The 12,517-nt window shown below is 58.7% G+C and carries 11 protein-coding genes and 1 riboswitch; of the genes, 3 read left to right on the forward strand and 8 right to left on the reverse strand.

Annotated elements, in window-relative coordinates; all coding sequences use genetic code 11:
- Positions 1 to 11: 11 nt before the first annotated feature.
- The 6 genes from uca to RHM59_RS22480 form a co-directional block, all read right to left on the reverse strand.
- Positions 12 to 3,644 (reverse strand): urea carboxylase, encoded by a 3,633-nt coding sequence (uca, locus tag RHM59_RS22455; RefSeq protein ID WP_322285464.1) that lies wholly within the window; start codon positions 3,642 to 3,644, stop codon positions 12 to 14.
- Positions 3,645 to 3,898: 254 nt separating this feature from the next.
- Positions 3,899 to 4,525 carry an urea amidolyase associated protein UAAP2 gene (locus RHM59_RS22460; protein ID WP_322165891.1) on the reverse strand — a complete coding sequence of 209 codons (627 nt, stop codon included), beginning with the start codon at positions 4,523 to 4,525 and terminating at the stop codon, positions 3,899 to 3,901.
- Between the two features lie 11 nt (positions 4,526 to 4,536).
- Positions 4,537 to 5,262 (reverse strand): urea amidolyase associated protein UAAP1, encoded by a 726-nt coding sequence (locus RHM59_RS22465; protein WP_322285465.1) that lies wholly within the window; start codon positions 5,260 to 5,262, stop codon positions 4,537 to 4,539.
- Between the two features lie 12 nt (positions 5,263 to 5,274).
- Positions 5,275 to 6,039, reverse strand: a complete 765-nt coding sequence (locus RHM59_RS22470) for an ABC transporter ATP-binding protein (RefSeq protein WP_322165889.1) — start codon at positions 6,037 to 6,039, stop codon at positions 5,275 to 5,277.
- Positions 6,036 to 6,851 (reverse strand): ABC transporter permease, encoded by an 816-nt coding sequence (locus RHM59_RS22475; RefSeq protein ID WP_322165888.1) that lies wholly within the window; start codon positions 6,849 to 6,851, stop codon positions 6,036 to 6,038. Before RHM59_RS22475 ends, RHM59_RS22470 begins: the two co-directional genes overlap by 4 nt.
- 28 nt (positions 6,852 to 6,879) lie before the next feature.
- On the reverse strand, positions 6,880 to 7,959 hold the full coding sequence (locus tag RHM59_RS22480) for a putative urea ABC transporter substrate-binding protein (RefSeq protein ID WP_322285466.1): 1,080 nt from the start codon (positions 7,957 to 7,959) through the stop codon (positions 6,880 to 6,882).
- A gap of 61 nt (positions 7,960 to 8,020) precedes the next feature.
- Positions 8,021 to 8,122, reverse strand: a riboswitch (guanidine-I (ykkC/yxkD leader).
- Positions 8,123 to 8,422: 300 nt separating this feature from the next.
- Here RHM59_RS22480 and RHM59_RS22485 point away from each other — a divergent pair.
- A complete protein-coding gene (locus tag RHM59_RS22485; protein WP_322285467.1) occupies positions 8,423 to 8,842 on the forward strand; it encodes a hypothetical protein in 420 nt (139 codons plus the stop codon).
- Between the two features lie 125 nt (positions 8,843 to 8,967).
- Complete coding sequence (locus RHM59_RS22490; RefSeq protein WP_322285468.1) at positions 8,968 to 9,288, forward strand: hypothetical protein; 321 nt, start codon at positions 8,968 to 8,970, stop codon at positions 9,286 to 9,288.
- A gap of 34 nt (positions 9,289 to 9,322) precedes the next feature.
- Here RHM59_RS22490 and RHM59_RS22495 read toward each other — a convergent pair whose 3' ends face one another.
- A complete protein-coding gene (locus tag RHM59_RS22495; protein ID WP_322285469.1) occupies positions 9,323 to 10,435 on the reverse strand; it encodes an enoyl-CoA hydratase/isomerase family protein in 1,113 nt (370 codons plus the stop codon).
- A gap of 175 nt (positions 10,436 to 10,610) precedes the next feature.
- Between RHM59_RS22495 and ung the strand changes: the two genes are divergently transcribed.
- A complete protein-coding gene (ung, locus tag RHM59_RS22500; protein WP_322165883.1) occupies positions 10,611 to 11,300 on the forward strand; it encodes a uracil-DNA glycosylase in 690 nt (229 codons plus the stop codon).
- 122 nt (positions 11,301 to 11,422) lie between these two features.
- Here the strand turns inward: ung and RHM59_RS22505 are convergent, their stop codons facing one another.
- Positions 11,423 to 12,415: a Bug family tripartite tricarboxylate transporter substrate binding protein gene (locus tag RHM59_RS22505; protein WP_416195039.1), complete on the reverse strand. Its 993-nt coding sequence runs from the start codon at positions 12,413 to 12,415 to the stop codon at positions 11,423 to 11,425.
- Positions 12,416 to 12,517 lie beyond the last annotated feature (102 nt).

Consider the following 12,517-nt stretch of genomic DNA (forward strand, 5'->3'; position numbering starts at 1 on the left):
ATTTATGAAATTCAATCAGCTTTCAAAACCACGACCCGTTGCCCGGCACGCACAGCCGATCCAGGTTGCACGCGCACTTCGCTGACGGTACCTGCCACGTTGGCCAGCAGCGGGATTTCCATCTTCATCGATTCCAGAATCACCAGTACATCGCCGGCCTCGACCCGCTGGCCGACTTCGACCGGTACTTGCCAGAGGTTGCCCGCGATATGGCTATCGATGCTGTGTTGGCCTGCTTCTAGGGCCGCGTCTTCGGTGGCGGGCGCAGCGGCTTCATCGCTCTCGAAATTCGCCTGGCCATTGGCGACCCAGCGTTCGCGTTCGGCGTTGAAGGCGCCTTGTTGTTGCGCACGAAACGCCGCGATGCCGTCTGCTTCGCGGGTAAGAAATGCCTGGTAGTCCGCTAGATTCAAGGTGCTGTGTTCGAGGGTTAACGGGTAACGCCCAAGGGGGAAATCCCGGCGAATGCGCAGTAGCTCATCAGCGCTTACCGGGTAAAAGCGGATCTGGTCAAAGAAGCGCAACAGCCACGGTTTGCCATCGAATGCGGACACTTCCCGATAGCGGTTCCACATCTGCAAGGTGCGTCCGACGAATTGATAGCCGCCGGGGCCTTCCATGCCGTAGACGCACATATATGCGCCGCCGATGCCTACCGAGTTTTCGGCGGTCCAGGTGCGTGCCGGGTTGTATTTGGTGGTCACTAGCCGATGGCGCGGATCGAGTGGCGTCGCAACGGGGGCGCCGAGGTACACATCGCCCAGGCCCATGACCAGGTAGCTGGCGTCGAACACGGTGCGTTGCACTTCGTCGAGATTGGGCAGGTCGTTGATGCGGCGGATGAACTCCAGGTTGCTCGGGCACCACGGCGCGTCCTTGCGCACAGTGGTCATGTATTTTTCGATGGCGAGCTGGCACGCCGGGTCATCCCAGGACAGCGGCAAATGAACGATGCGCGAGGGCACTTGCAGGTCTTTACTGGCGCAGACGGTTTTCCATTGGTCGGCGACGATGTTCAGCAAATCAGCCAGTGGCAGTTGCTCGGGGTGATAGTGAACTTGCAGCGAGCGAATCCCTGGGGTCAGGTCGATGACACCATGCAGTGCTTTGGCTTCCAGCGCCTGCATCAATGCGTGGCCGCGAAAACGCAACACCAGATCCAGCTCCGGTGCGCCGATCTCGAGTAGCAGATGGGTATCGCCGCAAAGGCTCGCTACTAAACGCGTGTCGCCCTCACCGATGTCCAACACAATGGGTGAAGTCAACATCACCGGTAGCGGCGCGCTTGCTCGCGATGGCGTCAGATCAGGCACCGTATCGCCTGCTTCGCCAACGAGTGGGCACCTACTGAGATCGGTGCAAGCCAGGGAGCGGGCGGTCCGTAGGTTGACCGGATGAAACTGCACTTTATCCCCGGCCTTGAGCTGCCCCAACTGCCAGAGGTCGGCTTCGATAATGGTCACTGGGCAAACGAATCCACCCAAACTTGGGCCGTCCGGGCCGAGGATGACGGGCATGTCGCCGGTGAAATCCACGGCACCGATGGCGTACGGATTGTCATGGATATTCGACGGGTGCAGCCCGGCTTCTCCACCATCGGCCCGAACCCATTCCGGCTTCGGCCCGATCAAGCGCACGCCGGTTCGGCTGGAGTTGAAATGCACTTCCCAATGAGTCGAAAAAAACGTCTGCATGTAACGCTCGGTGAAATACTCCGGCGCCGCATGCGGGCCATAAATCACCCGAATCAGCCGCACATCAAGTAACGCCTGAAGCTGTTCAGTCGGCACACACATACCGACATGACGATCACCCAACGGCGCAACGTGCAGCACATCACCCGTGCGTAACGCTCGCCCGCCATGACCGCCAAATTGACCGAGGGTGAAGGTGCTTTTGCTCCCCAGGTAATCCGGCAGTTGCAAGCCTCCGCGCACACAGAGGTAACTGCGTGCCCCGGCACCGGTAATCGTCCCTAGCGCCAAGGTTGAACCCGCCTTCACCAAGATCGCGGTGTTGAACGCTTGAGGCTGCCCGTCGAGTGTCACCGGAATTTGCGCACCAGTAATGGCCACCACCGCATCGGTATTGAAACGCAACAGCGGACCGCTCATGGTGATTTCCAATGCGGCAGTACCTTCGTCGTTGCCCAACAAACGGTTACCCACACGCAAGGCTCGACTGTCCATCGGCCCGGACGGTGGCACACCCACCGCCCAATACCCCAGACGTCCCGGATAATCCTGGACGCTGGTTTGAGTACCGCCGCTCAGCACTTCAAAGGTGTTGGCGTGGTACATCAATCCTTCCAGGCAGCGGGTCCAGGGCTGGCCGCTGGCGAAAGGCGCGTCCACTAAAATCTGCCGCAGGTAATCGCGGTTGGTTTCCACCCCATACAAATGGCTGTCGCTCAGAGCCTGCGACAGTCCCGCGCTCGCCTGTTCACGGGTCGGCGCCCAGCTAATTAGCTTGGCAATCATTGGGTCGAAATACGGCGGAATCTCACAGCCAGCTTCGACCCAGGTATCAATGCGCAAGGTCTTGCCGTCAGTCGCCGGGAAGTCCACGGCGGTCAGCAAACCAGAACAAGGTTGAAAGTCCCGGCCTGGGTCTTCGGCGTACAACCGCGCTTGAATCGCGTGGCCGTTAGCCTGCAACCCCGCGCTTAATTCAAGCAGCGGTGGTAAGTCTCCAGCGGCCAGTTGCACCATCCAACTGACCAGATCGACCCCCCATACCTGCTCAGTAACGCCATGCTCAACCTGCAGCCGCGTGTTCACTTCAAGGAAATAAAAACGTTGATCTTCGCTGTCGAAGACGAATTCAACCGTCCCGGCGCTGCGGTAGTTGACCGCTTTTGCCAGCTTGATCGCCGCCGCGCACAGCTCATCGGCCATGCCCAAGGGCAGGTTCGGCGCAGGGGTTTCTTCGAGGACTTTCTGGTTGCGGCGCTGCACCGAACAATCGCGGACCCCGAGGGCGATGACTTCACCCTGGCCGTCGCCAAATACTTGCACTTCCAGATGCCGGGCGCGCTGGATGTATTTTTCGATGAACACCCCAGCGTCGCTGAAATTGTTTTGCCCCAAGCACTTCACCGCTTCAAACGACTCACTCAATTCGGCAGCGCTGCGGCACACACGCATGCCGATCCCGCCACCGCCTGCGGTGCTTTTGAGCATCACCGGATAGCCGATGGGTTCGGCGGCGCTGAGGGCGTGTTCCAGGTTGTCGAGCAGTTCCGTGCCTTCGAGCATCGGTACGCCGTGTTGCTTGGCCAGCGCCCGGGCGGTGTGCTTAAGCCCGAACACGCGCAACTGTTCCGGCGTGGGGCCGACGAAGGCGATGCCGTGGTCTTCACAGGCTTGCGCGAAAGCGGCATTTTCGGACAGAAAACCGTAACCGGGATGGATCGCTTTGGCGCCGCTGGCTGTGGCAATCGCGAGGATTTTATCCACCGCCAGGTAGGTCTCGGCCGCGCCGCCTTCGCCGAGGCTATGGGCTTCGTCGGCGTGAAGAATATGCAGACTGGCGGCGTCGGCTTCGCAATAGACCGCCACGCCCTTGACCTTCAGCTCACGCAGGGTGCGCAGGATGCGGCAGGCAATTGCGCCACGGTTGGCAATCAGCAGTGTGTCGAACATGGCATAAACCCCGGAAACCGATGGCAGTCGGTTTCGTAATGGGAAGCGGGCCGTCCCGCTATTGAACGGTGTGCCTCGGAGTCGTCCCCGATGGCAAAAACATTAGCTGTCTGTAAGAGCCAACGTGTTGGCGAGGGTCCTTGCGATACACCGCTTCGCCAACAAGTGGGCTCACAGGGGTTTATTTGATTTCACGCATTGCCCCGAACGGCTTTGGCACAGGTTGAATAACCAGCGGCGAAACGATGAATATTTCAGTTCCATATCAGCACCTGCGCCGGCGTCGGGTTGTAGGCGTTGCACGGGTTGTTCAGTTGCGGGCAGTTGGAAATCAGCACGATCACGTCCATTTCTGCGCGCAGCTCAACGTATTTACCGGGTGCCGAGATGCCGTCTTCAAAGGTCAATCCGCCATCAGCCGTTACAGGCACGTTCATGAAGAAATTGATATTGGGCCCGATGTCGCGTTTGCTCAGGCGGCCGTCGTGGGCGCAGGCGCGCAGGTAGTTATCACGGCAACTGTGCATGTGGCGTTTTTCCAAGGCGTAGCGCACGGTGTTGCTCTCTTGGGCACAGGCACCGCCGAGGGTGTCGTGACGGCCGCAGGTGTCTTCGACGATGGTCAACATCGGCTTGCCAAGATTGGAATACAGGACGCTGCCGATGCCCAGGTACACATTGTTTTGACGGCGCAATGTGCGCTGCACATCGTAACGTTCACGCGGGTTGGCCACGCTGTAAAACAGCGTATCCACTGCTTGATTACCTTCCAGATCGAGGATGCGCACGGTTTGCCCGGCTTTAACTTCTGTCAGCCACGGCTCGCCCGCGGGAATGGTCGCGGCGTAGATCGCTGTTTCGGCATGTTTGGAAGGGGTCATGGTGGCGCTCCTCAAGCGAACAAACGATCAGTATTGTTAAAACCACGCTCGTTTTCCGGGCGCGAGATGCGGCAGTGCTCGGCGACACGGGCGTCGGCCTTCATCCAGCTCAGCTTGATTGGTTTGGGTGCGTACTGCGGGTTGGGGTCCATGGGGTGTTGCAGGGCGGTCAGCACCACCAAGGTGTCCATCGGCGCATACAGCTCAATGGTGTCACCGGCTTTGGAATTGTCGGCGACGAAATGCAGAGCGCCGCTGTCGTCGACGTTCACCCGGCTAAACAGGTTCAGGGTCATCAGCAGGTCAGGCAGACCCAAACCCCATTTGCCCAGTTCGACCAAGAGGTTGTCGGTACCGTTACGAAAGAAGCCGTTGCGCAGTTCCTGATAGCGGCCCTGGCCGTATTTCTCCGCGACTTCTTCGGCGCATAAAATCCCGCCGATGCTGTCACTCCAGCCGCAGCTGTCAGCGGTAATCGCCGCCAACACCCGGCCCATGTCCGAGTACAAACAATGGCCGTTGGTGAGCTTGGCTGTGTGTTGGCATTTCAGGCTGTCGGGCAGGTTCAGGCGCTCGGTTTTTTCGTTGGCGTTGAGCAGCGTCAGGCTGACGTTGGCGCCGCCGCGAACGTCAGTCAGACGCAGCAATTGGCCGCGATTGAGTACGAACGAACGGTGGCCGCCGCCGGGGATCAGCTCTTCAGCGAACACCGGGAGCAGCGTGGTGGAGTTAGGCATATGAAAAGTCCTCTAAGCCGTTTGCAGCGAATCAATCGCGGCGCGTGCAGCGCGGCGGTCGCTGTTCAAGGGGATGTCATAGGTGATGCGGGCCCCATAAGCACTGGGTGCCTGAGGGTCGTGGCGAACCTTGTCGAAGACCAGCAGCCGCGTGCCGAGGTTGAAGCCTTCGGACAAATCGTGGGTGACCATGAACACCGTCAATTGGGTTTCCCGCCACAGATCCAGCAGCAAGCTGTGCATGTCTTTGCGAATGCCCGGATCGAGGGCGCCGAATGGCTCGTCCAGCAGCAACACCCGAGGTTGCATGATCAGCGCTTGGGCGATGGCCAGCCGTTGTTGCATGCCGCCCGACAGTTGCGTCGGGTATTTGTCCAGCGAATGGCCGAGGCCAACTTTGTGCAGCAACACAGCGGCCTGTTCTCTGGCCTCGTGCTTGGCCTTGCCGAACAGCCGACCCAGCAGCGCCGAGCGGGGCAGTTCAAGGCCCAGCGCGACGTTGTTTAGCACCGACAGGTGCGGGAAGACTGAGTAGCGTTGGAACACCACGCCCCGGCTGGCATTGGGTTCGCCGATCAAAGGTTTGCCGTCCAGATAAATCTGCCCGCGACTTGGTACTTCCTGGCCCAGCAGCAGGCGCAAAAAAGTCGATTTACCGCAGCCCGACGCGCCGACCAATGTGCAAAATTCACCTTCATCGACGCTTAGGTTCAGGCCTTCCAGTACCGGTTGCTTGTCGTATTCCTGCCAGACGTTTTTCACCGAAATGAAGCTCATGCGCGGGCTCCCTCGTACCAAGGGAACGCCCGACGGGTCAGGGCCTTGAGGCCCCAATCCATGAGCCAGGCCAGCAGGGTTATCCAGACCACGTACGGCAGAATCACGTCCATGGCCAAGTAACGTCGCACCAGGAAAATCCGATAACCCAGGCCGTCGGTGGAGGCAATGGCCTCGGCCGCGATCAGGAACAACCACGCCGAGCCTAAAACCAGTCGTAGGGAGATCAGCAAGCGCGGCAGCAGTTGCGGCAGGATCACCCGCAAAATCAAGGTCCAGGTCGAGGCGCCGAGGGTCTGCGCCTTGATCAGCAATTCCACCGGAATCTCCTGCGCGCGTTGCTCCAGATCACGCGCCAGAATCGGCGTGATGCCAATCACGATCAGCATGACTTTCGACAACTCGCCCAAGCCGAACACGATGAACAGGATCGGCAGAATTGCCAGCGGGGGCACCATGGACAACACGGTGAGTACGGGTGATAACGACGCGCCGAACAGTGGCACGATGCCCGACGCGATCCCAAGGCACAGCCCGAGCAACGCACTGATACCCAAGCCGATGGCCAACCGTTGCAGGCTCGAACCCGTGTCCTGCCACAGCAAATAACCGCCGGTACGCGGGTCTGCTACCAAGGCCATGCGCTTGACCGATTCGGTCATTTGCACTGCACTGGGCAGCAGTTTGTCGTTGGGGTTTTCCGTCAGCCGCGTCGCCGAACCCATGAAGTAGGCGATCAGCAACAAGGCGAACGGCAGGATCACCAAAATCAGGCGACTGGCACGATCCGGGCGGCGGTTTATCAAACGCATGGGCAATGACCTTTGGGCGGGGGCGCGGTTACAGCTTGCCGTCTGCAGCCATCTGCACGTAGCTCGGATCAAAGTGCAGCTTGAGGTTAGTTTTGTCGCCGCTGGTCACGCCGTTGGCAAACGACATGCCCACCGCACCGGTGTCTTTGGCGCCTTGGCCGAGTAGCCCGTGCTGAAAGGAGAACTCCGCCACTTTGCGCATGGTCATCGGCAACTGAGCGCTGTTGGCGAACTCAAGGGCTTCCTTGGGCGTTGCGAATAATTTGGTGGTGTCCAGTTGCGACTGGAAGCCGGCCAAGTCAGTCCCCGATGCTTTGGCCATGTGTTCCAGCGCGGCGGTGCTGGCGGCAGATTTAGCGTTCATCAACGCCACCACTTCAAACCAGGCGCCGGTCAGGGCCTTGCCCAGTGCCGGGTTGTCTTTGAGGGTCTGCGAGTTGACGACCATCATGTCCATGATCTCCCCCGGAATCTTGCTGGAGTCGAACACTTCGGTCACCCCGGGCTTGGCTTTGATGTCCGCCAGCATTGGGTTCCAAGTGGTCACGGCTTTCACGTCATCGGTGTTAAACGCTGCAGAAATGTCGGCGTCAGAGGTGTTGACCACGGTCAGGTCTTTTTCGGACAGGTCAGCCGTGTCCAGCGCTCGAGCCAGCAGGTAGTGCGAGACGGACAGTTCCACCAGGTTGACTTTCATGCCCTTGAGATCGGCGACTTTCTTGCCGTCGCCCTTGATCACAATGCCGTCGTTACCGTTGGAGAAATCGCTGACGATCAGCGCGGTACTGTCGACGCCGCCCGCCGCTGGAATGGTCAGGGCGTCCATGTTGGTCATGGTGCAACCATCGAACTGGCCGGCGGTGTATTGATTAATCGATTCGACGTAATCGTTGATCTGGGTGACATCGATTTTGATGCCGTACTTCTTCGCCCACTTATCGACGATGCCTTGAGCGCCGGCGTATTCCCATGGCATCCAACCGGCATAAATCGTCCAGCAGACATTGAAGTGTTGTTTCGGGGCGGCCTGGACCGAAAGACTCAATGCCGCGACGAGGCCAGCGGCGAGCAAAGAAAACAGACGGGGCTTGCGGGTGGTGAGCTGCATGGTAGAAATCTCCAGTAGGAAAAAGGGCGAGCAGGAGTCACGTGACACCACTGGTGTCCCTGTCTCCCGGGCTTTTATCCCGCCGTGTAACCTCTACTGGAGGTCGCCAACTCTCGGACCAGCCACTCGCCAGAAGCGAGCCGGAACCCTAGTCAGCTATTGCAAATTGTGGTGCCGCGAACCTTGTTTTGACTCCTGCACACAAAGTGTTAAGCGAGAGCCGTGCCAAGTTACTTCGAAGCCTGTGGCTGGCGGGCTCGAGCAGTAATGATGGCGGGGTGTGCATCTAATTCGCTTTAGGATGGTGCGGGTCTGCACCGGGTGAGTGCGCATCTTGTTACATATATAGTTGCCGGGCGTGGCACTGAAATACCTTTTTACAGTCTTACTTTATGTCCGTCAGAAGTTGACTGACGCCGACCCGCGTCGCTGGTCGAGCTCTATAGCGGTCCGGGAGGCCGCCATGTATCGACAAACTTTGCTCATTGCTTTGCTGGGTTTGACGCTAGCAGGTTGTTACGCGGGACCAGGTTATTACGAATCAGATGTGTATACGGCGCCCGTTTACGGAGGATATTACTACGACGGCGGCGGCTACTATGATCACTACTACCGGCCCGGTTATCCCGGTTACGTGATCGGCCAATCGCACTATTACGGCGTTCGTCCAGGTGGTTACTACCCACACGGCCCAGGTTCTGGTCGACCCGGCTACGGGCCCGGCCCATACCCCGGCCACGGTTATATGCCAAGAGGTGATCACGGCGCAGGCGGCTATCACCCAGGACCTCGACCAGGTTCACCCGGAGGAGGCCAGCACGGTGGTCGATCCGGCGGCGGCAGTAGGGGCGGTGGCCAAGGTGGTCATGGCGGCGGTCGATAACTGATCAGGACCAACGGCGCTTGCGAAGGCGCCGTTTCTACGTTTTGGATTAACCGGTTTTTGGCTAAAGGTCTGTGCGTCGGCCTGACACTGGCTGACCTTTCTGGACTTTTCGGGAGGCTACAGTGTGCCGACATGTATTGATGTTGTTTTCGCTTGGGGCCGCGCTCATCAGCGGCGTGGCAGATGCAGAAGGCTATGGCGCTGAGCACAACTACGGCCAACCCGGCTCTGTGACGACGCCCATTTATGCCGCGCCACGGCCCAGTTATGAAACCGCCCCGCCACGTATGGAATCGTCGCCCCCCCGCGTTGATTCACACCCTGCGGGTCAGGCCTGGGATCCTCGCTACCACGGCAACCCCGGCCACCAACCTGGCCCGCCGCAGCACTATGAACGTCAGTACGACGGTCATAGTGGCGCGGGAGGCGGGCAAAATCCGTAGTCTGTAGATGGGGGTAAGGGATTTGTATTCGGGCTTAATACTCCGACAAATCCGCCAACGGATGTCGGCCCTCCCAAGCCTTGGCAAAGTGCGCATCGATCACTGCGTCTGGAATGTTTGCCACGTCCTGCCAATGCCAATGGGGCTTTTGGTCCTTATCGATCAAGCGCGCACGGACGCCCTCGCTGAATTCCGGATGACGGCAGCAGTTGAGACTCAGGCTGTATTCCATCTGAAAGACTTCAGCCAGCGACATGTTCCGGGCGCGTTTGATTTGCTCCCATACCAGGTGCGCAGTCAGCGGGCAGCCTTCGCTCAGGGTTTTTGCTGCGCGGTCTAACCGGGCGTCGTCATGGGACTGAAGTTGGGTCACGGCGCGCCAGGCGGACGGCAGGTCACCGACGTCCAACAGTCCGTCGATCTGCTGTCGACGCGGCAACCACTGGGCCTCGGGCATTTCGTCCATGGCTTCCTGTTGCAAAGCTTTAAGTAGGCTATTGAGTTGTACCGACGTTTGCTCCTGCCAGTTCAGTTGCAACAAGCCTTCGACTAACTCTTCCTGCTGTTCATCCAACAAAAACCGGTCAGCTAAATCCAGGTCCAGCGCATCACGCGCATTGATGTGCGATCCCGTCAGCCCGAGGAACAGGCCCAATTTGCCGGGCAGTCGGGACAAGAACCAACTGGCGCCGACGTCGGGAAACAGGCCGATGCTGATTTCCGGCATGGCCAAGCGGCTGCTAGGGGTCACGATGCGAATAGACGCGCCTTGCAACAGGCCCATGCCGCCGCCCAGGACATAGCCGTGACCCCAGCAGATTAGCGGTTTGGGATAGGTGTGCAGTTGATAGTCGAGACGGTATTCCGCCGCGAAAAACTGCGCCGCCAAGGGTGGGACTTCGCCCGGATGGGTTCGGCACGCTTCCACCAGACTGCGTACGTCACCCCCGGCACAAAAGGCTTTGCCGCCGTTGCCGCGTAACAATACACAGACGATTTGCGGGTCATTGGCCCACGCATCTAGTCGTTCAGTCAGGGCTCTGATCATCGGTAGAGACAAGGCGTTCAGGGATTTTTCCGCGTCCAGGCTGGCAATACCAATGCGTACGCCGTCTTGGGCGGGGAGTTCTTCAAATTGCAGATTCATCGTGACCTCTCGGGGGCGGGGCAACTTTCCATTGAGTCTGTGATACCCCCGCGCGACGCGAGTTGCAAACGACGATTTGAAAAGAAGTGTAGGAATTGAGGCTTTTCTGCTCAGCGGAATTGACATCAGAGGCCAGCTTTCCTAGTGTCCGCGCATCGTTTTCTGCAGGTGTGCTATGACAAGCGACGACCGAATAAAGCTTGAGCCCGGCTGGAAGCACGCGTTGCGTGATGAGTTCGAGCAGCCGTACATGAATGAACTGCGCGAGTTTTTGCGCCAGGAGCACGCGGCCGGCAAGGAAATCTATCCTCCGGGTCCGATGATTTTCAACGCGCTGAATTCCACGCCGCTGGATAAGGTCAAGGTGGTGATCCTTGGTCAGGACCCGTATCACGGTCCCGGTCAGGCCCATGGTTTGTGCTTTTCCGTGCAGCCCGGCGTGCCCACGCCGCCGTCGCTGGTGAATATCTATAAAGAGCTAAAGCGCGATCTGAACATCGACATCGCCAACCACGGATACCTGCAATCCTGGGCCGACCAAGGCGTGTTGTTGCTCAACACCACCCTAACCGTCGAACGCGCCAACGCCGCTTCGCACGCGAAAAAGGGCTGGCAGCACTTTACCGATAAGGTCATCGAAACCGTCAGCGCGCACCAACCGCATCTGGTGTTTCTGTTGTGGGGCGCCCATGCGCAAAGCAAACAGAAACTGATCGACGCGACTAAACACCTGGTATTGACCTCGGTTCACCCATCGCCGTTGTCGGCCTATAAAGGCTTCTTGGGCAACGGCCATTTCGGCCGGACCAATAAGTATCTACAACAAAGCGGCTTGACCCCAATTGACTGGAAGTTGCCGATATAGATCATCTGTAGGAGCAACTTGTTGGCGAGAGGCCTTAAAGCGATGCCCTAGGTAGGACGCTTCGCCAGTTCAAGTTGGCTCTACAGAGGGCGTCGAATGTGGAGATCAAGCAGTCAGTCCGGTCATTTTCCCGGATCACTGATCAGGCCAAATTCCTTGGCCAAGACTTTGTAGCCCACCACTTGCTTCTTAACGTACACCTCCAACGCGTCACCGGTCATGGCGAAGGGGAAGAGTTCGCTTCGATCACGCAAGGTGGCGAAATCGTCCGACGCCAGCAGTGTGTCGAATGCCGTTTTCCACCAGGCGTAGTCTTCGTCGCTTACTTTTGGCCCTAGGTAGAAACCGCGAACCACCGGCCAAACAATGTCATAACCCTGCTCCTTGGCGGTTGGGATGTCCTTCATTTCCGGTTCGTTGAGACGCTTTTCGGAGAACACCGCGAGCAGGCGCATTTCGCCGTTGAGAATGTGTGGCATGGAGTCGGAAATGTCGGTGCTGCCCACCTGAATGTGGCCGCCGAGTAACGCCGTCGCAATTTCGCCGCCGCCTTCGAGCGCGACATAGCGCAGGTCGCGCGGGTTAATGCCGGCGGCCCTGGCAACCAATGCCGTTTGCATCCAGTCCTGGCCGCCGATGGTTCCACTCGAGCCAATCGCGATTTTGCTCGGGTCTTTTTTCAGCGCTTTAACCAGATCCTCGAGATTTTTGTAGGGCGAATCGCTTCTCACCGCAATGGCGCCATAGGTAATGCCAATCGCCGCTAGCCAGCGTACGGCACTCTCATCGAAGCGGCCGAATTTACCTTGCGCCAGATTCAACAGTGAGCCGCTGGACCAAGTCACCAAGGTGCCCCCATCGGCTGGGTGCTGAGCAACCACTGCGTTATAGGCCACCGCACCGACACCCCCTGGCATGTAGGTGACGCGCATGGGGGCGCTCAGTAATTTCTCACTCATCAGCGCGCTTTGCGCCAGCTTGCAGGTCAGGTCAAAAGCACCGCCAGCAGAGGCCGGGGCAATGCATTCCGGGCGCTTGGGTTCGGCGGCGAGCAACTGGATGGCCACCAGCATGCAGCCTGCGGCCAAGGCGAAGCGACGCAAAAATAACGTCATGAAGGACTCCATTTTCTTATTTTTATTAGAAAACGCGTCAGGGCGTTGTCTGTTTTGCTTCAGGTGTGACCGAGTGTACCGGGATCCTAGACGGTTAACCTT

The organism is Pseudomonas sp. MH10 (genome assembly GCF_034353045.1).
Taxonomy (GTDB): Bacteria; Pseudomonadota; Gammaproteobacteria; order Pseudomonadales; family Pseudomonadaceae; genus Aquipseudomonas.